Origin of the sequence: Streptomyces shinuiensis, assembly GCF_043660855.1 — a bacterium.
In the GTDB taxonomy this organism is placed as follows: Bacteria; Actinomycetota; Actinomycetes; order Streptomycetales; family Streptomycetaceae; genus Streptomyces.
Genome location: NZ_JBIHML010000001.1, coordinates 3,213,218 through 3,236,088 on the forward strand (window position 1 = coordinate 3,213,218; position 22,871 = coordinate 3,236,088).

Annotated in this window: 12 protein-coding genes; 6 read left to right on the forward strand and 6 right to left on the reverse strand. The window is 68.1% G+C overall.

From position 1 onward, the window contains the following. Positions 1-145: 145 nt before the first annotated feature. Genes ACGRHY_RS14665 through ACGRHY_RS14675 form a run of 3 tightly spaced genes read right to left on the reverse strand, consistent with a single transcriptional unit; the run spans position 146 to position 4,100 of the window. On the reverse strand, positions 146-1,042 hold the full coding sequence (locus tag ACGRHY_RS14665; RefSeq protein WP_394635787.1) for a DUF6339 family protein: 897 nt from the start codon (positions 1,040-1,042) through the stop codon (positions 146-148). Next, positions 1,042-2,013: a hypothetical protein gene (locus ACGRHY_RS14670; protein ID WP_394635788.1), complete on the reverse strand. Its 972-nt coding sequence runs from the start codon at positions 2,011-2,013 to the stop codon at positions 1,042-1,044. Before ACGRHY_RS14670 ends, ACGRHY_RS14665 begins: the two co-directional genes overlap by 1 nt. Then, entirely contained in the window at positions 2,010-4,100 is a 2,091-nt protein-coding gene (locus tag ACGRHY_RS14675; protein WP_394635789.1) for a helix-turn-helix domain-containing protein, read from the reverse strand. The genes ACGRHY_RS14670 and ACGRHY_RS14675 overlap by 4 nt, the downstream gene beginning before the upstream one ends. A 653-nt stretch (positions 4,101-4,753) precedes the next feature. Between ACGRHY_RS14675 and ACGRHY_RS14680 the strand changes: the two genes are divergently transcribed. From ACGRHY_RS14680 to drmB, 5 genes are all read left to right on the forward strand, one after another. Then, positions 4,754-5,038: a helix-turn-helix domain-containing protein gene (locus tag ACGRHY_RS14680; protein ID WP_394638052.1), complete on the forward strand. Its 285-nt coding sequence runs from the start codon at positions 4,754-4,756 to the stop codon at positions 5,036-5,038. A gap of 481 nt (positions 5,039-5,519) precedes the next feature. Then, positions 5,520-10,217, forward strand: coding sequence for a DEAD/DEAH box helicase (locus tag ACGRHY_RS14685; protein WP_394635790.1), 4,698 nt, complete (start codon positions 5,520-5,522; stop codon positions 10,215-10,217). Then, complete coding sequence (locus tag ACGRHY_RS14690; protein ID WP_394635791.1) at positions 10,214-12,133, forward strand: UvrD-helicase domain-containing protein; 1,920 nt, start codon at positions 10,214-10,216, stop codon at positions 12,131-12,133. The genes ACGRHY_RS14685 and ACGRHY_RS14690 overlap by 4 nt, the downstream gene beginning before the upstream one ends. An 8-nt stretch (positions 12,134-12,141) precedes the next feature. Then, positions 12,142-15,372 carry a helicase-related protein gene (locus ACGRHY_RS14695; protein ID WP_394635792.1) on the forward strand — a complete coding sequence of 1,077 codons (3,231 nt, stop codon included), beginning with the start codon at positions 12,142-12,144 and terminating at the stop codon, positions 15,370-15,372. Between the two features lies 1 nt (position 15,373). Then, entirely contained in the window at positions 15,374-17,230 is a 1,857-nt protein-coding gene (drmB, locus tag ACGRHY_RS14700) for a DrmB family protein (RefSeq protein ID WP_394635793.1), read from the forward strand. Positions 17,231-17,345: 115 nt separating this feature from the next. Here drmB and trmB read toward each other — a convergent pair whose 3' ends face one another. Continuing rightward, positions 17,346-18,302: a tRNA (guanosine(46)-N7)-methyltransferase TrmB gene (trmB, locus tag ACGRHY_RS14705; RefSeq protein WP_394635794.1), complete on the reverse strand. Its 957-nt coding sequence runs from the start codon at positions 18,300-18,302 to the stop codon at positions 17,346-17,348. Positions 18,303-18,455: 153 nt separating this feature from the next. On the opposite strand from trmB, the gene ACGRHY_RS14710 reads away from it, so the two are divergent. Then, complete coding sequence (locus tag ACGRHY_RS14710) at positions 18,456-19,283, forward strand: SAM-dependent methyltransferase (protein ID WP_394635795.1); 828 nt, start codon at positions 18,456-18,458, stop codon at positions 19,281-19,283. Positions 19,284-19,335: 52 nt separating this feature from the next. Here ACGRHY_RS14710 and lhgO read toward each other — a convergent pair whose 3' ends face one another. Then, positions 19,336-20,628, reverse strand: a complete 1,293-nt coding sequence (gene lhgO / locus ACGRHY_RS14715; protein ID WP_394638053.1) for an L-2-hydroxyglutarate oxidase — start codon at positions 20,626-20,628, stop codon at positions 19,336-19,338. Between the two features lie 160 nt (positions 20,629-20,788). Then, positions 20,789-22,300, reverse strand: coding sequence for an NsdA family TPR-like regulatory protein (locus tag ACGRHY_RS14720; RefSeq protein ID WP_394635796.1), 1,512 nt, complete (start codon positions 22,298-22,300; stop codon positions 20,789-20,791). Positions 22,301-22,871 lie beyond the last annotated feature (571 nt).

The following is a 22,871-nucleotide window of genomic DNA, read 5'->3' on the forward strand; positions in this document are numbered from 1 at the left end:
AAATAACTTGCAGTGGTCCGGGGTTCTTGAAGAAAAGTGATCTTCTGTCGCCTCCCGGTGCGTGCGAAACACCGGCAAGCGGTCCGGAAATAAATGATGGGGGGTGGCGTGAGTAGGTATTCCTGACTGGTTGAGCAATTCTGGATCACTTGAGGTGCAGGAGTCCACTCTCCCCGGATACCTTTCCCCTTACAGGAGTTTCCACGAAGAGCTTCTCGAACTGCTCGATCAGTGTGTTCACCGAGTCGTGCGGGATCTCGCCGTCGTCAGGTCCGTCCGGCAGGGAATCCCGCGAGACCGGCGGAGCCATGTCCCCCTCGCCGATCCAGTAGCGCAGGACCTCCGTATCCGGACCGTCGTCCGGGGCCAGCACGTCGTACATCAGTGTGCTGCCGGCGGTGTTGATGGCGGTGGCCAGTGCGTTGACCTCGCGACCTGTGGTGACGATGCCCTGTTCGATGAGGCGGGTCACCGCTCGGGCGGTGGGTCGATGGTCGATGATGTCGAGTCGCAGCACTGTGTTGAGAACATCCTGATTGCGACATGCGGTGACGACAGGCCGGTAGTCCTCGCCGTCCCGGAACAGCTCGGCCGCCCACCACAGACGCGCGAACGACTGTTTGTAGTGTGGTCCGCAGAAGCGGTCGGCCGTGACCGCCGCCTTTCTGTCCCCCTTGCTCCGCGGAAGGTGGCGCCAGATCACGTAATCGGGAGCGACCACCAGCGCGACGAAGTTCCACAGGGCGGCTTCCGCGGCCTCCGCACGGGTCAGCCGGAGTGTGGCGTGCAGTCGCGGGGCAAGCCAGGCGTCGGCATGGGTACGGTCATCCGCGTGCAGGCGCATCGCGTCCTCGAGAAGTTCCCGCAGAGATCGGGTGCTCCATCGTGAGCCGTGCTTGTCGATGGGCTCGGAAGCACGGGACAGAGCCACCAGAGGCGGGTCCTCCTGGCCGGTGAGCACGCCTCGGGTGAGGTTCTTGGTCGCCAGGGCATCGCGAAGAAGGCAGAGGCGCTCGGGAAGGTCGTCGATGTCACGGCTCATCAGGAAGCCCCCTCGTCCGATCGGTCGAGTACACGAATGGCGTTGCCCAGGTTCTTGGCGACTCTCGCCCTGCGGGAAGCCGCGTACTGGATGCGGGACTGAAGCTCGCTCCATCCGACGCTCTCCGCGCGCCGCGAGTGAATCTCCCACAGCGCGTCGGCCGCGGACACATCGGGCAGTACGTCGGGCAGCATGGTGCGCAGCACCGAGTCCCGCCAACCGGAGGGCCACTGGGGTGCGCCGTCCTCGTCCGTCTCCAGGTCGCTCACCGCCGCATGGAACATCGCCGTCCAGGTGTCGGTGGCGATCTGCGCGGCGAGTACACCGCGTACGGCCTTCTCCAACGAGCTGCCCTTGGAGTCGAGTAGTTGGACGACGCCCTCGAAGCCGGTGTTGAGGTGCACGGTGGGCATCTCACCGGAGGTCTCCACCAGCCAGGGCGCGTCCTTGAACGGACGAAGCCAGTCCTCCTCGCCGTCGCGGAAGTCGGTCTCGTTGAACCTGATCTCCCGCTGACGCACGGGAGTGCGAGCGACCAGGTCGACGATCCAGTCGTCCTCGGAAATCCCGATGACGCGGCCGGCCACGCCGTCCACCGTGGCGACGACGTACACCGACAACTCCGCCCTGCTGCGGTAGGAGTCGCGGGCCAAGGTGATGCTTCCGCCCCAACTACCGCCGGGTGAACGGCGCAGGTGCCTCACGGTACGGGTATTGGTGACGCCTTCGGTGAGGACGGCGATACAGGTGACGTCCCCCCACCGGCTCGAGCCCAGCTCGGTGTCCGGGAGGTTGGCCCGCAGTTCCAGACGGGCCTCGTCCCAGTCCCGTCGCTCGGCCTGATAGACGGCGACGACCCGTTCCTGCTGGGAGATCATTTCCAGCGGCAGTTCCCGTCCGTCCAGCTTGGCGGCCGTGACCTTGAACGCCACCTCGCCGACGAGAGTCGCGTACGGCACCAGGGCCTTCATGCCGTCTCCCCCCTTGCCTTCTGAAGATCGATGATCAGGCGTGCCATGCCGGCGGCCACGGGGTGGCTCTCGGTGTCGGTGACGCCGCTGAACGAGGCGGTGCGCACACCGGGCTCGAAGTGGAGGTGCCCGTTCTCCACGCGGCAGTTCTCCCCGGCGATCAGTTCGGACCATCGCACGGTGGGCTTGCCACCGGAGCGGACGTCGAACTTCGCCACCGGGGTCATCAGCCACGGATCCTCGCGCCGGGGCAGTTTTACCTCGACCTGAACCCGCCAGGCACCGGACGAGGTCAGCTGACCGTCGATGTTGCGGATCGTCGGATGACCGTCCGTGCGCCTGCCGGGACCGCCGCCCCCGTCGAGCCTCAGCAGTTCGCGCAGTACGGCCGGGCCGCCTCGGGACTTCTCCTCCCGCCGGGCCACCAACTGCCTGACGGCGATGTTCATGTCGCGACGGAAGTCGAGGACTCGCTGGCGCGCCCCACGCGCGTAGCAGGAGGCAAGCTCTTCCGTTTTGGTCCAGTCGTTGTGCTCAGGCGGTTCGGAGGCACGCAGGAAGGCCTCCGCAAGGTCGGCGTCGTCCGTAACGCTGCCCGTGGCACGGCCTGCGAGCAGGACGGCCTGGAAGGGGTTGGTCCCCAAAGGTAGGTCCGGAACGCGGCGGGCGCTGATGGTCATGCGGTTGCCGCGCATGCACACCAGGTGGTTGGGCTTGCCGTCCTTGTCATCGGCAGGGGTCACCAGCAGCACAGCGCGGTGTGTTGTCGCGGCATCTTTCTTTCCTCGCAGCGGCGGCACGGTTAGCGGGACATGGGTGAGGGCGACCTGGTCGAGGCCGGCGAGTCGATCGACGGTTCTGCCATCCAGGTACGCCTTCAGAGCACGTGAGCGTGCGGGTTCGTAGGCGTGAGGATCGACCCGCTCCTCCTTGATCAGCACCTGTCCGTTGCGGAGGGTGGTGACCGAGGCGTCCAGGAGGGCTGCGGAGGAGTCGCCGTGGGTCATGGCCGCCCAGAAGTTCTCGGCCAGTGAGCGGACGAGCTTCTCGTGCATCTCCTGGACGGTCTCCGCGTCGCCGGCCGCGTCATGCGCACCGACAACGAGGAAGGATGTGCCCGGGTCGGAGCCGGCCCGGGTGAGGTGCAGTTGGTCGACGGTCGCCTCGTCCGCCCACCAGGAGCGGGCCACACCCTCGTACTCGGGATCGGTGTCCTCCTCACCCAGCCAGGCCGGACCCGCGAACGGCTCGCCGTTCACCTCGCGCCAGGGCAGGTCCAGCCGGCCGATCACCCGTCGCTCGGTGCGGCCTTCATGGGGTTCGGAGAGAGTGCTGTTGACCAGGACGAGACCGAGCCGGCTCGTCGCCCACAGGGTCACCTTGCCCAAGCCGTAGGAACCGCTCGCGTGTCTCTTGGTCTTGTGGCTGTCCAGTTGGCGCCGCACCACGGCGGCGAACCTTCCGTCCGCGTACTCGGGGCCGGTGAGGCCGGACGCGTTGTAGTCGTCGACCCGCAACAGAAGAAGGGTGTCCGTTTCACGAAGCTCCCGCAGTCCCTCCGCGATCGTCCGACCGACCTTCTGCTCCTGGGCCGCTGCTGTCTCGTAGTGAGGCAGCAGTTCCTCCCAGCGCAGGGCCGCGAGGAAGTTCCGCAGGTGCTCTCCGCTCAGCTCGTGCAGGATGTACCGGACACGGACGGGATCGGAGTCGAGGCGACGCTCGTCGAGGCTGTTCTGGGTGGCTTCCCGGGCGAGCACGGAGACATCGGCATCGAAGGCGAAGGCCGCGGCGTTTCCGAACTCTCGACCTCCGTCGGCGTGCGCGGGGCGGTGGTACCAGAGGATGGGACGTTGGGACGGGGCGTCCGCGGTACGCAGGTGCACGGTTGCCTCGTCCGTGCCGAGTACCTCCGCGATCGCTCGCTTCTTCTCCTCACGTGGTTCTGCTCGGCCGGTGATCCAGGCCGACACGCCGGCACGGGTGATGCCGAGTGCCTCGGCCAGCTCGGCCTGAGTCATGCCACGACGCCGCAGCTGGCGCGACAGCCACACGCCGAAGTTCTCGGTCTGTCTGTCCTTCGCTTCCACCGGTCCTCCTTTGCGGGTACCAGCAGCATACAAGGCAGATTTGATGCGTTGCCCGAGGGGATAATTTCGTTTGTCGCCCCTGCCCTGGGTCTCCTCTATGCGAGGCAGGGGCTGGTGGCTGAAGCGTCGACGATGGCGGTGCTGTGCTGGTTGGAGAGCGGTGCGCAAGCTCAGGTGAGGCCGAGAAGATCAAGTCGGGCGAATCGAATCCTTGAGGAAGGCGGCGTGCGTTTATGTCCTTTTGCAACCGCAGCACGCCTTTGGGGTGCTGCGGTTGCATATGTGGCCTACGGGGTTCGTGCGGGAAACCTGCAGGCCGCCGCAGTCTTCGGATGGTCAAGAAAGCTTTGCAGCAAGGGAGTTGAGGGACTGAGGTGAAGCGGGTAGGGTTTCTCCAGGCCTCCTGTGGAGGCTGTGGGAGTTTCGGGGAGGAATTTCCTGCGCAAGGGGACAAGTGTGCCTTCAAAACCCCTGGAGCGGGACACCTTTATTGGCGTGCGAGAACTGTTGCGCTATCCCTTGATGGTCGAGACGGAGGATCGCCCATTCCCGCTCCTGCAAAGCTCCGATGCTCCTTGTCGAACGACTTGCCCGGTGCGTGAATTCGCGGTAAAACGGTGACGAAGAATCTGAGCGGAATCTCCAGGAGATATATGCCCGAGTGTTACCCTGAAGGTTTCAGGATCGCGGTTGCGATGTTCGCCTCTGCGGAGGTCGCTCCGATCCCGGAGATCGCGGCCGCATGTGGAGTTCCGGAGTCCACGGTCAGGAGTTGGGAGCGGCAGTATCGCCTCGCGGATGAGGGGCGTTCGGCGTCGAGGTCCGGTCGGCGTTGTCGGGCGAGGCGAGTGGAGGGGAGGGTTCCTGCCCGATACTGCAGAACGTCGCAGTCCCGGAACTGCCGTCACCGACGGTGCCAGGGTGGCGGGAAAGCGTGACGACCGGCAGCTAGTTGTTCGAGAGAAATCTCCGAAGGGGGAGGAGGGAGCGTTCAAGCACCGAGGGCGGACCTGTTCCGGTTCGGGCAGGGCACGGCAGGGCTCGCAAAAATCTCGGTGTCAGGAACCGTCGTTCGGGTTCGGGATGCTCTGAGAGTGGGGTTTCACTTCTTCGGTGGGTGGCGCGTCACCTGAGGTTCAGGTTTGTCACTCCCCACCCGGGGCCGGCGGCTGCAAACGGAGCCCCCGGCCCCGAAACAAACACCCCTCTGCCCTGCGTCGCGGGTGTGTGGAAGTCAGGAGTACGCGTTTTCCGGGATCTGGAGTTCGGGGCGCGGTTGCTCCGTGGTCAAGCTCTCAAAACATAAAGATCAGACCAATACTTGCCTGACGTCGGGCCGGGAGGGGCCCATGAGGATACCTTCGGGGGTCCCCACGCTGCCCTCGCTCGTTCAACACCGCATCAGGAGCCAGCAGCACGATGAGCAGTGCCATGTCCGACGCCACGGACGTCATCGGGACCGTCCTTGCCCAGTCCCGTCGCATTCTCGAGGTGTACCGGGCCGATCCCGGCCATGTGCAGGAGCATGCGAACAACGAACGCCGCATCACCCAGGGCGGGTACGGGGAGCGGCAGATCTACGAGCTGGTGCAGAACGGTGCCGACGAGAACCAGGAGCACGTCGGCGGAGGGCGTATCCACGTCCTGCTCACCGATACACACCTGTACTGCGCCAACACCGGGAACCCGGTCTCGCCCGGAGGCGCCGACACCATCCTGCGAATGGCTGTGTCCCGGAAGAGGGGGGGACAGATCGGCCGCTTCGGAGTCGGTGTGAAGTCGGTACTCAGTATCACCGACACCCCCTGCTTCTACAGCACCTCGGGCTGCTTCGGGTTCGACAAGGCATGGTCCGCCGCACGTATTCGAGAGATAGTGCCTCAGCTTTCGGAGAGGGACGAGACTCCGGTGCTGCGCATGGCACAGCCTCTCGACCTGGCCACCGACCGGACGCAGGACCCTGTTCTCGACGAACTGATGAAGTGGGCGTCCACAACGGTCGTGCTGCCCCTGCACCCCGGTGCGGATCGCCGTCTGGGAAAGGACCTGCGCAACTTTCCGGCGCACTTCATGCTGTTCTCCTCCCATGTGGCCTCGGTCGTGCTGGAGGACCGCCGGAGCAACAACCGGATGCAGCGCGTGCTGCGGCAGCGGACACACGACACCGAGCACCGGGTCATCGAGGAGAACAACGGCAAGCCGGTACGCAATGAGCGATGGGATGTCTTCCACATCGACCACCAGCCGTCCACCGAGGCCCAGAAGACAGCAGGCGAGTTGCACGAGCGTCCGGTGATTCGGCTCTCCTGGGCTGTTCCCGGCAAAGGGGTCGAGGCACGGAAGAAGAGGGGTAGCTTCTGGGCCTTCTTCCCGACCCACTACGACACCACTCTCACAGGCATCCTCAACGCACCCTGGAAGACGCCCGAAGACCGGCAGAACCTGACCAAGAGCGACTTCAACGCCGAACTCGTCCGAGTGGCCGCCGAACTGATCGTCGCCTCACTGCCGCGCCTGGTGGAGGACGACGACCCGGGCTCCTACCTGACTCTGCTCACCGCGCGCGGACGCGAGGCGTCTCAGTGGGGTGACGAGATGCTCAGCAAGGAGGTGCTGCGGGTCGCCGCGCAGGAGCCGTCCCTGCCCGATCGGCGTGGTGTTCTGCGCAAACCCGAGGATCTCCGTCTCCACCCCGAGGGGCTTCGGGAGGAATGGCTGAAGTTCTGGGCAGAGCATTCCGGCAGCCCTATCAACTGGTGCCACCACTCAGTGGAGAGCCGGGAACGCCGCTCCAGGGTGCGCGACATCATGGAGATTGCAGGAGTGCGCCCTGCCTCCGTCGTCGAGTGGCTGGAGGCACTGGTCGCGGATCGCACTCCCGTGGCTTCGGCGCTCGCACTGCGCATTGTCGCCGACATGGAAGCTGTCGGTTCCGAGTACGCCACCGAAGCGGTCGGTGCGCGTGTCCTGCTCACCGAGCGCGGTGATCTGGTGGCGCCGGCACGCGGCAGGATCTACCGCCGCAGCGCGATCGATGGCGGCGGGTTGCGCGACGACATGGTGTATGTGCACCCGGATGTTGTTGTCGACGATCGGGCGCGACACGCGCTGGAGGCGCTGGGCATCCCGGAGGCGGATGCCGAGGGGCGACTCAAAGCCGTTCTGGACCGTGGTCTCGGTCGCTACGGCAACGCCGAGTGGGAGGACTTCTGGCAGCTGACGCGGCAGGCGGGTGGAGGCCGTGCCGCCGTGGTGATCAAATCCAAGATCGAGAAGCCCGCTCGCACCATCAAGGTCCGTACGGCCGACGGTGTGTTCCGACCGATCCGTGACGCCTTCCTAGGCGGCCCGGTGGTGCCGGTCGACGGGACCAGGGATCGCGAGCTGCTCATCGATCCCGTCTTCCACCGTACCGATACCGCCCTGCTGCGGGATCTCGGTGCCACCGACCGACCTGTTCCCGACTGCGACCCGCGCGAGGACGACTGGTTCGAGGAGTACCGCGACAGGATTTACAGGGCGTACCTCCGGAGACTGCCGAGCGACGCACGTCGCCCCAACTTCAAGACCGTCAAGGTGGACGGCGCCAACCCTGCCGGCCCTCTCCACCTGCTGCCCAGGCTGTCCAGGGAGGGCTGTGCCGCTTTCGTCCAGCACTTGCCCCGTCACGGCCTGGTGCACAACTGGACTCTGCAGGTGGGGGCCAACCGCAACACCCAGGAATCGGTGCGGTCGCCGATCGTATGGATGTTGCGGCAGGAAGGCGTGGTGCCCACCTCACTCGGCATCCGTAGGCCGAGTGAGTGCGTCAGCCCGGAACTCCGGTTGGACCGCGAGTTGTTGCCCGTAGCCGATGTCGACATGGAGACGGCTCGTGCTCTCCGACTGACCACGACCTTCGATTCGGTATCGCAGAATCTGTGGGAGGAGCTCATCACCCGCGTTCTCGGCAGCGAGGACGCCGGTTTCGTCGGCAGTGCCTACGCCTTGCTGACCCGCTTCGACGTCGAGGAGATCCCCTGGCCGGAGGACGCGCTCACCCGTTGCCAGGTGGGGGAGGAGTGGGCCACACGCTCCGACGAGGAGATCGCCGTCACCGCGGACCTCGAGCAGTACCGCATTCTTCAGAGGGAGAAGGTGCCCGCCATGCTGGCGCCCACCGCCGAGGACGCGGAGCGGATGGTCGACGAGTGGCCGCTACGGGCTCCCTCCGAACTCCTCCAGGAGGAACTCACCTTCGTCGAGCTGGGTACTCCGACACAGCTCACCGACCTCTATCCGCGGCTGCGTCAAAGGCTTCCGCACGGTACCGAATGGCAGCTGGTGCACTGCTCCGACCTGGCCAAGGTGGTCCGTACACCGGAGGGGCGGAGGGAGGAGCCGCTCACCGAGGCCCGGGAGGGCGACACCGTCCTGTTGTGCGGGCCGGACGGCGAGCTGGACGTGCTGTGCGCCGTGGACCGGGTTCTGGAGCTGCGACTGGGTGATTCCGGCTGCCGAGCTCTGCTGCAACAGCAGGAGAAGGATAAGGAGGGGGAGCGCTTCCTCAAGGTGCGCCGGGAGCCCGACCCCGCGCGCAAACTGCTGCTGGCGCTGGGCGCCGAAAGGCTCCGCGAGGAGCTTCCCCCCGGACTGCTGATCGCGGACGAGGAGCTGAACGGCGAGGCGCCGGACAACCTGCGAATCGCTCAGCTGGTCATCGCCACACATGGCGAGGAAGTGCTGCGCCAGCTCGCCCCGGCACTGGTGAAGGCGGGCTTCGACGCCCCCCAGAAGAACTGGGCAGGTGGGCATGCTGCCCGGAATTTCGTGAAGACCTACGGGTTCCCGGCCGAGTGGGCCGGAGATCAGGAGACGGGGCAGGCGCCGCCGCCGTTCGAGACCGTGGTAGGTCCGCGCAAGCCGCTGCCACTGCATCCGTACCAGATGCGGCTGGTCGCCAACATGTACCAGCACTTGGTGCGTATGGACGAGAAGCGAGCCATGCTGCAGATTCCCACCGGTGCGGGCAAGACGCGCATCGCGGTGGAGGCGACCGTCCAGGCGATCGCCGACGGTGTTGTGACGGGGCCGGTCCTGTGGGTCGCACAGAGTGGGGAACTCTGCGAACAGGCCATTGAGACGTGGAAGTTCGTCTGGTCCCAGACCGGGCCCGACCAGAGTCTGCGCATCAGTCGAATGTGGGGCGGCATGGCGGCGGAGCCGGCGCCCGGAGGTCCGCAGGTCGTGGTGGCGATCGACGACACTCTCTCCCGCCACATAGCCACCGAGCAGTACGCCTGGCTGCGAGAGGCCTACGCGGTCATTGTGGACGAGGCCCACTTTGCCGTGCCCAAGACCTATACGAGGATCCTGGACGCGCTCGGCATCGACCAGTACCGGACTTCGCGGCACCTCGTCGGACTCACCGCGACCGCGTTCCGCGGCAGCGGCGAGGAGGAGACCCGACGCTTGGCGGCCAGGTTCGGACACAAGCGGCTGGACCACGGCGTCTTCGAAGGGGATGACCCCTATTCGCACCTCCAGGAGATCGGAGTGCTTTCCCAGGTGGAGCAACGTGTGCTTCCCGGCGGTAAGTACACCCTCTCTCCGGAGCAGGTCACTCAGGTCACCAACAGCAACAGCATGACACTGCCCGCCGCCGTTACCGCACGGCTGGCCCAGGACGTCAACCGTACGAAGCGCATCATCGAGGAGATCGAACGACTGCCGCAGCACTGGCCTGTGCTGGTATTCGCCACCTCGGTGGAGCATGCCCACGTACTGTCCGCGCTGCTCAACGAGAGCGGTATCGCCGCCGCTTCTGTGGACTCCAAGACGTCCACCGGTATCCGGAACCGGCGCATCGACGCCTTCCGCAAGGGGAAGACCCAGGTTCTCACCAACTACAACGTACTCACCCAGGGCTTTGATGCCCCGGCGGTCCGAGCCGTGGTCGTGGCTCGGCCCACCTTCAGTCCGAACACCTACATCCAGATGATCGGGCGTGGTCTGCGCGGCCCTTTGAACGGTGGCAAGGAGAGCTGCCTGATTCTCAACGTCAAGGACAACATCGAGAACTTCGGCAGGGATCTCGCCTACACCGAGTTCGAGTACCTGTGGAAGGGGAGCGCATGACCGCCGGCCCGTACCTGGGCAGCTCTGCGTTGACCGATGAGCAGCGTGCGGTCGTGGAGCAGTCCGCGGACGCCATGGTGCTGGTCACCGCCGGAGCGGGGGCCGGGAAGACGCACACGCTGGTATGCCGCATCGAGGCCCTGGTGACCGACGAGGGGCTGACCACCGGCGATGTCCTGGTGCTCACCTTCTCCCGTGCCGCGGTGCGGGAGCTGCGGGAGCGACTGTCGCGGCACGGGGACCGCTCCCGACACGTCCGGGTGACGACCTTCGACTCATGGGCCCTGGAGATTCTCAACGAGGTCGCGGCCGATGTCGACTGGAGGACACGCTCCTTCGACGAGCGGATTCGAGAGGCCACGAAGGTGGTGGCCGACGAAGGACGGGCTCCGGAGTGGCTCGACGAGTTGCGGCATGTCGTGATCGACGAGGTGCAGGATCTGGTCGGTGAACGCCGCGAGCTGATCGAGGTGTTGCTGGAGTCCTACGACTGTGGGTTCACCATCGTCGGCGACCCGGCCCAGGCGATCTACAGCTATCAGGTCACCGACCCGGACGAGCGCCTTGTCGAGACCAACCGCTTCTTCGACTGGCTCCGCAACACCTTCGTGGACGACCTGGTCGAACTATCGCTGACCCGAAATTTCCGGGCGGCCACCGACGAGGCACGCTCGGCGCTGTCCTTCGAGGGTGTGATGCGTGGATGCGCGACTCTCGCCGAGGCGGAGCGGGCCTACGAGGAGCTGCGGCTGGAACTCGCAGCACGAATGGACTTCGGTGACATCGGTGTGCCTTTCATCAGGGACTCCTTGTGTGCCACCGACACCACCACGGCCGTGCTGTGTCGTACCAACGGAGAGGTGTTGCTGGTCTCCGAGTGGCTGCACGGTGCGGGTGTGCCACATCAGGTGCGTCGTGCGGCCCAGGACCGTGCGGTTCCGGCGTGGTTGAGCGAGTTGATGCGAGCCGCTCAAGGAACTCTTGCCTTGACCAGGCAACGTTTCGACGAGCTGTATCCGTCGCTCATCGGTGCCAGCGTGGAGGAGGAGCGCGAACGTGTGTGGCGCCTGCTGCGCGTCAGCACCCGTGAAAGAACGGGGCGTTCCGTTGACCTGTCGCGTCTGCGTGATGCCGTCTCCGTCGGAAGACTGCCGGACGAACTGACCGCCCAGCCTGCGCACCCCTTGGTGATATCCACCTTCCACCGCGCCAAGGGGCTGGAGTTCGACCGTGTCCTGGTGGTGGACCCTGGCCAGATCAGCGTGGAGGAGGGGGACCTGCCCGTTGACGTGGCTGATCGTGCACGCGCGCTGTATGTGGCCATGACCCGTTCCCGTAGGGAGCTGTACCGGTTGGATCTCCCGCGGGAAGTCCTTCCGTATCGCGGTGGGTTCCGGCTGGTCCGCAAGGACCGGCGGACGGACAGGTGGGCGCGCTTCGGGTACCAGCACTGGAGGCGTTCAGGACTGGAACTCCTTGCGGGTGACATCCACCCCCACCACCCGGCAGGCAGTTACCAGATCGAGGACGACCCTGTGTCTCAGCAGGAGCATCTCTACTCCCGGACCGCTTCGGGAGATCCGGTAATGCTGGAACGGATCGACGACGTGTCCGAGGACCACGAGAAGCGAGTCGGTCCCGGTTATGCGCTGTTCCACGGAGATCGCGCGATCGGTGTGGTCTCGGAGAAGTTCCGCCATGACCTCTACCGCCACATGCAGCAGTCCAGGACCTACCAGCCTCGGAGCTGGCCCCGTCGCATCACGGACCTGCGTATCGACACGGTGGAGACAGTCGTGGGCGAGCGCGGAGCCGCCGTCCACGCAGGGCTCGGCGAGCTGGGCGTATGGCTCGCCCCTCGCCCGACCGGCCTCGGCCGCTTCCAGTACGACCGCGCGGAAACGGAAAAGGACTGAGAACAACGATGCCCGACCTCGAAGAACACTACCGATTCCGTGCCGAGCTGGTGGAGCGGCTCAAGGCCGACCTTCTCGGGCCGAACGGTGAACAGGCCGACTTCACGGAACTGTTGGACGACTGGCCCGTGACGACCTACTCCACCGGAGTTCTCTTCCCTCGTACCGAGGACGATGAACTGGCCCGTGAGGACGCGGAGGAGGACGGCTACGACGACGACGCGGACTCCACACTCGCCGTCGACGAGGTACCGGACACTGGAATCGACCTGGCGAGCATCCAGCGTCCTTCGGCCACCGGGATCACCTTCGCCGTGGATCCCTCACGCAGCCGCTCCATAACGATCACTCCCACTGCCGCCGTGTACGACCCGGTGGACAGCCAGGGACGCATCACCGTGCCGGAGCGCGCGGAGCGACGAGCCTTGGAGGCACAGGACCTCCACTGGCGCCGCCGTCCGCTCGAACTGTCCCCGGTGACAGTGGATGTCACGGAAATTCTTCAGGAGCCGGTCAAGCTTGCACCGGGTCTGGAGCTGCGGGTGCGGGTTCGCCGGCCGAGCGGCCCGCGGGGCACCGTGAGTGTCACGGCGACCCTGGTGAACACCCATCTGGTGGGCAAGGCCGATATTCGCGACACCCGTTGTTTCTTCCAGGCCGGGTTGCGCGTCGAGATTCCCGGTCGTGTGCCCGCTCTGGTGGAGCGTCCGACGGAGGGAGGCGCGGACGAGGAGGTTCGACTCAACAGGCTTCTCCACCGTCATGTCCCCTCCTTCGCGACCGGCCATGGTTGTGCCGCCGACTGGGACTGGACACCTCCGGCCGTCGGCGAGTTCCCCGAGGGAGGCGAGCCTGCAGGGGTGGCCTGCGTCCGTACGGAATTCGTCCCGACGTACGAGGTACTGCTCACCGATTCCAACCCGGACATCGACGTACGCCGTCTCGGGATGCAGACGCTGGCCGAGGCGACACCGGAACAGATCGTGGAATGGCTTCGCGAACTGGTCGACGCCTACGGGCGCTGGATTGACGAACGAGAAGTCGAGATCGAGGAGTTGCGCGACGGTCTCTACGGAAGCACCGAGTACCTCGAACTCGCCTGTAAACAGATGCGGTTGTGCCGCATAGCCCAGAAACGCATGATGGCCGGCATCCGACTGCTGGAGCGCGACGAGCGTGCCATGGAGGCCTTCCGAACGGCCAACAAGGCCATGGCGCGGCAACTCGGCCGCAGTCTGTGGATCAGGGACGGCCGCAAGGGGCAGCCACAGCCGCAGGGAACCTGGCGCCCGTTCCAGATCGGCTTCCTGCTGCTCTGCCTGAACGGGATCGTCGACCCCGAGCACGAGGACCGCGACATCGTGGATCTGCTGTGGTTCCCCACCGGCGGTGGCAAGACCGAGGCCTACCTCGGCCTGATCGCCTTCGCCGTGTTTCACCGCCGGCTGCTCCGGGGCAAGGCGGGCGGTGGCGTCACGGTCTTCATGCGCTACACGCTCAGGCTGCTCACCCTGCAACAGTTCGAGCGTGCCGCCAGGCTGATGTGCGCCATGGATCGGGTCCGTGCGGAGAATCCCGAGCGTTTCGGGCATGAGCCGATCTCCGTCGGTATGTGGGTGGGACGGGCGGCCACCCCGAACAACCTGGAGGAGGCCAGGACCGCTCTGCGGAAGATACGCAAAGGCGAGATGCTGCAGGAACAGAATCCGGTGCAACTCCGTGACTGCCCCTGGTGCGGTACGGCATTGCGGGCGGAGGACTACGCGGTCGATGTGGATCGCGGCCACATGTCGATCAACTGCCCGGGCGAGGGCTGCGACTACGACAACGGGTTGCCGGTGCATGTGGTGGACTCCGAGCTCTACCGGGTGCGCCCCACACTGGTCATCGCCACGGTCGACAAGTTCGCGCGGGTGGCCTGGCGGGATGACGTGTCCGCCCTGTTCAACCGGAACACCGACGCGCACGGCACGCCCCCACCCGAGTTGATCGTCCAGGATGAGCTGCACCTCATCTCCGGGCCTCTCGGCACGCTCACCGGCCTGTACGAGGCGGCGATCGACATCGCTGCGGATCGTCCCAAGGTCATCGCGTCCACGGCCACCATCCGCCGTGCGGGGGATCAGGGGAAGGCCCTTTTCGACCGAGAAGTGGCGCAGTTCCCGCCGGCAGGTCTCGACGCCCGTGACTCCTGGTTTGCGGTCCAGGCCCCCGCCGAACGCAAGGCATCACGCCGTTATGTCGGACTGCTCACCCCGGGTATCTCCCAGGCGACCCTGCTGATTCGAGCCTATGCCTCACTCCTGCACCATGCCGGTCGGATCGAGGGCGAGGATGCGGTCCGGGACGCCTACTGGACCCTGGTCGGTTACTTCAACAGCCTCCGTCTGCTCGCGGCGGCCGAGCTACAGGTGCACGCCGATGTCAACGAGAGGCTGAAGACCCATGCACAACGGGACGGTGGCGACCCGCCCCGTGAAGTCGTTCCGAAAGAGCTGACAAGCCGTGTCCCCTCCAGCGAGATCCCCGACCGGCTGGGTGAACTGGCACACACCCTCGGCTCCGGCGCGGCGGTGGACGTCGTGCTCGCCACCAACATGATCTCGGTGGGTGTCGACATCGATCGGTTGGGGTTGATGGCCGTCCTGGGGCAACCGCAGACGACGGCCGAGTACATCCAGGCCACCAGCCGTGTGGGGCGCCGGCATCCCGGACTGGTGGTCACCCTGTTCAACTCCGCCCGATCCCGTGACCTGTCGCACTATGAGGACTACGTCCCGTACCACTCGGCTCTCTACAAGCAGGTGGAGTCGACCAGCGTCACCCCCTACTCCGCCCGCGCCCGCGACCGGGCCCTGCACGCGGTCTTCGTCGGGCTGGCTCGGTTGGTGCTGCCGATCGCGCGTCCGAACAGGGCCGCGGCCAATGTGAACGCCTTCGAGCAGGACCTGCACGACCTGCGCACCGTCCTGGTGACCCGGGTGCGCGGAATCGAGAAGGAGGAAGCCGATGCCACGGACATGGAGTTGAGGGAGTTCATCAGCCACTGGAGCCGGCTCGCCGAGGAGAACGACAGGTTGCTGTACGAGGCGCGCTACACCTACAGCCCGAACCCGGACCGCGACCCCGATACCGCGTTGCTCCGCACCCACTCCGATCTCGACCTCGAAGAGGCCCGCGACACGCTGTGGAGCCTCCGCGACGTCGATGTCGAGTCCGACCTCTACCTGGAGAGCTGACATGGCACGTCGATCCTCGGCCGGCGCCTCCGGCACCGCAGCGCGACAGGAGAAGGTACGCAGGGCACCGCTGGGTTCGGTGCGACGTGCCCAGCAGATCACCACGTACGGCGTCGGAGCGATGATCGCCATCGGTGACCAGTCGTACATCGTCAGCGGCCTGGACACCTGGGACACCGGGGACGCCGACATCCTGTCCGAGCCGCGTCTGCAGCAGCGTCTCGGGGTGAACAGCTTCCGGTTGCCCCCTGCGGCTCCGGCGCCTACCGGGAAAGGCGTGAAGGTACGTCGTTTTCCTGAGACCTACTCCTGCCCGAAGTGCTGTGCGCTGAGGCCGTTCCGGGACTTCGGCGGTCGGCGCAACGACAATGTGTGCGGCGACTGCGAGGCTCCCCTCGTGCCGTCCCGCTTCGTCGTCGCGTGTGCCCACGGCCACCTCGACGAGTTCCCGTACTGGCGATGGCTGCACGCCCGGCGTGGTGAGGAACGTAGGGCTCACCGCGGTTGCGATCCGGCGAAGGCCCGGTTAACCCTCCACAGTGAGGGACGGACGGCCAGTCTGCGCGGAATTGTGATCAAGTGCGACTGCGGTGAGAGCGGATCGCTGGAGGGCGCCTTCAGTCGGGACGCCATGGCCGAGTTGGGGATCACCTGCCGAGGCGGTCGCCCCTGGTTCGGCAGAAGCGCACGCGAGGCGAACTGTGCCAGTCCCCTCCGCGTGCTGCAGCGCGGTTCGTCCGCAGCCTGGTTCCCCAACGTGGCCTCCGCACTGTCCATCCCGCCGTGGCACCGCAAACTGATGCAGTTGGTCGAACGACACAAGCGGCATCTGATCAACAAGAGCGACGAGCGCATTGAGGAGTATGCCCGCGACGAGGGATGGCTCGACAAGGGGCGCTACGGCGTCGAGGAAGTGATCGGAGCGGTACGGACACTGGAGAGCGCCGGCGAGCAGCCGCAGGAGGAGCCCGAGGAGAACACCGAGTTCGAGGCCGCGGGCAGGATCCGGCAGGAGGAGTACCGGCAGCTGTGCAGGGAGACTCCGGAAAACCCGGAGAACCAGCACTTCGTCTGCCTGCCTCCGGAGAACGCAGGTGAACTGGAAGTACCGGGAATTGGCCAGATCATGTTGGTCAAGCGACTCCGCGAGGTACGGGCACTCCACAGCTTCACTCGAATAGAACCTCTTGCGCGGACCAAGGAAGATCGGGAGCGCGCGGTCAAACTCGCGTTGGACGATGAAATAGACTGGCTGCCGGCCATCGAGGTCATCGGCGAGGGGGTTTTTGTCGCGCTGGACCGCGAGAAGCTGTCGGCCTGGGAATCGCCTACCGGCCCCCACACCCCCGAGGCTCGCGCGCGACGGCTGCGCCGCAACCATGAGCGCCATCTCCGTAGGTATGTCGGAGATCGGAACGTCCCTGTTCGCTCTTCGTTGACCTCGCGGTTCGTCCTTCTTCACACCCTGGCGCACGTGCTGATCAATGAGTGGAGTCTGGACTGCGGCTATCCCGCCTCCGCGATCCGAGAGCGTCTCTACGTCAACGAGGAGATGGCCGGGGTGCTCCTCTACACTGCCACCAGCGATTCGGCGGGAAGCCTCGGAGGTATCGTCTCTCAAGGAGAACCGGAGAAGCTGGCGAACTCGCTGAAGTCGGCGCTCGAGCGGATTTCATGGTGCTCGTCGGACCCCCTTTGCATGGAGTCCGACGCGAGTGGCGTGAACAGTCTCAATCTCGCCGCCTGCCATGCCTGCGTTCTGTTGCCGGAGACGAGTTGCGAGATGAACAACATCTTTCTCGACCGTGCTCTCCTGGTCGGCACACCTGACGAGAAAACGCCCGGCTTCTTTTCCTGAGTAGGCGTGCAGCCGCGCTCAGTACCGACCTCGGTCTCCCGGCTCCTGGGACCGGGGGAGCGAGGTCGGGGCGGCGGACTCCGGTGGCGGGGAAGCGGCCGGGCCCGCCGGCCGGTCAGGGGAGGCGGCGGAAGAGGAGGTCGCGGACGACGTGGCCCTTGTCCAGGCCCTGCCGCTCGAAGCGGGTGAGCGGCCGGAAGTCCGGGCGCGGCGCGAAGCCGCCGCCCGGCTGCGTGTTCTCCAGGGCCGGGCAGCCGGTGAGGACCTGGAGCATCTGCTCGGCGTACGGCTCCCAGTCGGTGGCGCAGTGCAGCAGCCCTCCCGGCCGCAGCCGGGAGGCGGCCAGCTCCACGAACTCCGGCTGGACGATGCGGCGCTTGTGGTGGCGCTTCTTGGGCCACGGGTCCGGGAAGAAGACGCGGATCCCGGCGAGGGTGCCGGGGTCGAGCATCTCGCGCAGCAGGATGATCGCGTCGCCGTTGGCGACCCGGACGTTGGACAGCCCCTGCCGTTCGGCCTGCCCCAGCAGGTTGCCCTGGCCGGGGGTGTGGACGTCGGCGGCGAGGACGCCGGTGTCCGGGTCGTCGGCGGCCATGCGCACGGTGGCCTCGCCCATGCCGAAACCGATCTCCAGCACCACGGGCGAGCCGGGCGGGAGGGTGTCGAAGAGTTCGTCGAGGTCGAGGCGGCGGTCGCCGTCGATCTCCACGCCCCACTTCGGCCACAGCCGCAGCAGCGCGTCCCGCTGGGCGGCGGTCACGCGGCTGCGGCGCGGCTGGAAGCTGCGGATGCGGCGCTCGTGGCGGTCCCCGACGGGGTTGGCGGATGGGCCGGCGCCGTCGGGGAACATGACGCCCTGCGTGCCCTGCGTGCTCCGGCCGGGGGCCGCGAGCGCTCCGCGCGCTCCGGGGTGCGTTTCGGGTGCTTCCGCCGCTTCGGCGGGCTGGGGAATCTTCTCGGACACAGTGCGTACGAGTCTACGGCCGCCCGGCACGGACCCGGTCGGCCGGGGAGAGCGGGAGAGCGGGAGGGCGGCGGCCCGGGCGCCGGGCCGGACGTCGTGTTCGGTCATGAGGGCGGTCGTTCCGCGGAGGCCGGGAATCCGGACTGCGGGCATCCCCCGGACCGGGGGAGGACCCCGCCGCGACCAGGCCCGGGGGTGGGTGGGGGCTGACGCCGTGTGGGATCGTGTGCCTCTCACGGTCGGCACAAGGAGGCGGACAGGATGGCGGACGGAACGGCTGACGGGACCGCGGGCGGTGCCGTGCGGCCGGGCGGCGGGAGCGGGATCGACAGCTCCCGGCCCCACTCGGCCCGGATATGGAACTACCTGGCGGGCGGCAAGGACTACTACGAGGTCGACGCGGAGGCCGCCGAGAAGATCCTGGCGGCCTTCCCCGGCATGCGCGACATCACCCGCACCTCGCGCGCCTTCATCGGACGCGTGGTGGCGCACCTGGCCGGGAAGGAGGGGGTCCGGCAGTTCCTGGACATCGGCACCGGCCTGCCCACCAGGGACAACACCCACGAGGTCGCCCAGCGGACCGCCCCCGGGTCGCGGATCGTCTACGTCGACAACGACCCCCTGGTACTGGTGCACGCCCGCGCCCTGCTCACCAGCTCCACCGAGGGCGCGTGCGACTACATCGACGCCGACGTCCGCGACTCCGAGAAGATCCTGGCCGAGGCCGCGCGGACGCTGGACTTCTCGCGCCCGGTCGGGCTGATGCTCATGGGCATCCTGGGCCTGGTCCCCGACTACGACGAGGCCCGCGCGGTGGTGCGGCGGCTGGTCGATGCCCTGCCGCCGGGCAGCTTCCTCGGCCTGAACGACGGCTCCACCGCCGACCCGGTCTACGTCCGGGCCATCGAGAACCACAACGCCCGGGGCACCGCCACCCCGTACACCCCGCGCGGCCCGGAGGAGATCGCGGGCTTCTTCGAGGGGCTGGAACTGCAGGAGCCCGGTGTCGTCTCGTGCTCGTGGTGGCGGCCGGAGGGCGAGCTGGGCCCGGAGACGGCCGTGTACGGCGGGCTCGCGCGCAAGCCGTAGGGCCGCCGGCGGCCCCGGCCCGGCCCCGCGGCCGCGGCACGGCGGGCGGGCCTCAGCGGGTGGCGTCCAGCGCCGCCAGCGCCCGCCGCGCCACCTCGCGGCCGATCGGCAGGGACGCCGTCGCAGCCGGGGAGGGCGCGTTGAGGACGTGGACGGTGTGCGGGGCCTCGGTGATCAGGAAGTCGTCGACCAGCGCGCCGTCCCGCCCGACCGCCTGGGCCCGCACCCCGGCCGGGGCGGGGCGCAGATCGGCGGCCTCCACCTCCGGCAGCAGCCGGCGCACCGCCTCGGTGAAGGCCGCCTTCGACAGCGAGCGTCGCATCTCCCCGGCCCCGTAGCGCCAGTGGCGGCGGGCGAGGTGCCAGAAGCCGGGCCAGCCCAGCGTCCCGGCCAGATCGCGGGCGCGGGCGGTGTGCCACCGGTAGCCCTCGCGGGCCAGGGCGGGTACGGCGTTGGGGCCGACGTGGACCGAGCCGTCGATGCCGCGCGTGAGGTGGACGCCCAGGAAGGGGAACGCCGGATCCGGCACCGGGTAGACCAGGCCCCGCACCAGGGCGCCGCGCTCCGGGGCCAGTTCGTGGTACTCCCCGCGGAACGGCACGATCCGCACCGGCGGTGCGTCGCCCGCCAGCCGGGCCACCCGGTCGCAGTGCAGCCCCGCGCAGTTGACCATGGCGCGGGCCCGCACCACCGGACCCGCCGCCGTACGGACGGCCACGCCCACACCCGGGCGGCGGTCCACGGCGACGACCTCCGAGCCGTGGCGCACCTCGGCGCCGGCCGCCTCCACCAGGCGGGCCAGTTCGGCGGCGACCGCGCCGTAGTCGCAGACGCCGGTGGTGGCGACGTGGATGGCCGCCAGGCCGTTCACATGCGGTTCGTACTCGGCGATCTGGGCCGGTCCCAGCTCGCGCACCGGGATGCCGTTCTCCCGGCCGCGCTGCACCAGCGCGTGCAGCCGGGGCAGCTCCGCGCGCTCGGTGGCGACGATCAGCTTCCCCGTCACCCGGTGCGCGATGCCGTACTCCGCGCAGAACTTGACCATCTCCGTCGCACCCCGCGCCGCGAAGCGGGCCTTGAGCGAACCGGGACGGTAGTAGACGCCGCTGTGGATCACCCCGCTGTTGCGGCCGGTCTGGTGCCGGGCCGGGCCGGACTCCTTCTCCAGCACCACCACCCGCGTACCGGGCCGGGCGCGCGTGAGCGCGTACGCCGTCGACAGGCCGACGATTCCGCCGCCGACCACCAGCACGTCGCAGTCGTACGCAGCGCGCCGCACGGTGGGCGCGCAGTCGGAAGGGGGCGGGGAGGAGGCGGCCGAGGAGACAGAGGACACGTCCTCCATCATGGCCCGGACCACTGACGGACAACCGTCCGGTCGCGCACGGATACGTGAACGGCTCCCGGAGGCGGCCCGTACGGCCCGCGCCCGGGCACACCGGGCACACGGCGTCCGCCGGGCCCCCCTGGCGCCGCGGGCGGGTGCGGCGGGGCGGGCGGCCGTGTCACGCCGGGGCGGCGAGCAGTGGGCGCGCCCGCTCCCGCAGCTCCGCCACACGCGGCTCGTCGCCGTACGGCTCAAGCCGGTGCAGCAGGTCCCGCACGTACTCCGTCGTCCGCGCCGAGGAGATCCGCCCGGCGACCTCCACGGCCCGCGTGCCCGCCGCGCAGGCCGCATCCAGATTGCCCGACTCCAGCTCGGCGACCGCCGAGACCACCAGCCGCAGACCGTGCGAGCGGACGAACTCCTCCGTCGGCCGTGACAGCGCCTGCTCGGTGAAGCGGCGCACCTGGCGCGGGGCCTTCAGATCGCGGTAGCACTCGGCGGCGTCGGCGGCGAGGCGGTCGTAGGAGTGGAAATCGAGCCAGGACGGGTCCGGGTCGCCGTCGCGGGAGCGCTCCAGCCAGCCCTCGGCCGCCGCGAGCGAGGTACCGCAGGCCGCCGACTCGCCGGCCTTGGCCAGGGCGCGGGCCTCGACCAGATGGAAGAAGCTCATCGTGCGGGCCGTGGCCAGGCCGCGGTTGCGCTCCAGCGCCGCCTGCGCCAGGTCCACGCCCTCGTCGGCGAAGCCGCGGTACGTGGCCTGCAGCGACATCGACGCCAGCACGTACCCGCCCAGCGGCACGTCCGCCGCCGCCCGGGCCAGCCGCAGTGCCTGGATGTAGTAGCGCTGCGCGGCCTCCTGCTGACCGGTGTCGAAGGCCATCCACCCGGCCAGGCGCGTCAGTTCGGCGGTGGCGCCGAACAGTGAGCGCCCCACCTCGTCGCTGTAGGAGCCCAGCAGCAGCGGGGTGGCGTCCACCCGCAGGCACTCGGGCACCATCGACGAACGCCAGTCGCCGCCGCCGTACTTGGAGTCCCAGCGCCGGGCCTCCTGCGCGGCCTCCCGCAGCTTGGCCACATCGCTGTGGCCCACGCGCGGGGACGTGGGGGCGGGCAGGGGCGGGCGCTGCTCGTCGGCGGGACCGGGCGCCATGCCCGCCGCGGCGGCCCCGGCCCCGAACCCGGCAGTCCCGGTCAGGGCAGTCCCGGCCAGGGCCGGCGCGTCCCGCGCCACCGAACTGTCGGCGGGCTTGATGAGCCAGCGCGAGGTGGGCACGGCGTAGGCGCTCACCGAGAACGATCCCGCCAGCGACTGCCACACGCCCCCGCCGCGCCGCCCGGCCGGATCCAGCCGGTACAGCTCGGTGGCCGACCGCACGGCCGCCCCGACGTCGCGGGGGAAGGACAGGCCGACCTCCGGGGCCGGATCGGCGTCCGCCAGGCCGATCTCGTGCAGCGGGACGGGACGCCCCAGCTTGCTGCCGATCGCGGCGGCGATCAGATGGGGGGCCACACCCTGCGGCACCATGCCCTTGGACACCCACCGGGCGACCGATGTCTTGTCGTAGCGGAGGGTCAGACCTCTCTGTGCACCGAGGTCGTTGACCCGGCGGGCGAGCCCGGCGTTGCTGATCCCGGCGAGGGCGAGGACGGCACCGAGTTTCTCGTTCGGCCCGCGTGGCTCCCTGGACATGCGCACCCCTGACACACACCGACGGCCACCCCGTGCCGCGCACACGGGGCATTCGTCAACCCAGCGTAGTTCGCCGCATCCCTACCGTTAAGGGCCGTCTTCCGGGATGGCGGGATTCGTGCAGGCTCCGCCGAGCGCGGGCCGGCGACGCGCGAACGGCGCGCAGGATGCCGGCGGGCGCTCCGGGCCGCACCGCGCATGCTCCCCTGGCGCGTGCTCCGGGTGTGTGCCGGTGCGCCCGTCCGTGCGCTCTGTGCGGCCCGCGAGGGAGGCGTTTCCATGGGTGCTGCGTGGGTCGGCCCACTGCACTGGAACCAGTGGGCTGGGGGAATGCCGTCGTCCCATTCCCCGCGGACGGCGGTCCGGTCCGGGAGGTGACGAAGCCTCCCGGGCTGCCGACGGAGTGCCGACGAGACGCCGGCGATGATTCGTTAGGCATATCTCACGGCAAATATTTGGCCGAATGACGCCGCTCCCGGCGGAGTCGTCCGGCGGGCCGTCACGGCGCCGGGGCCCGGCGCCGGCTTCCGCGCGTCCGCGTCCCCGGACACCTCCCGCACGCACATCCCGT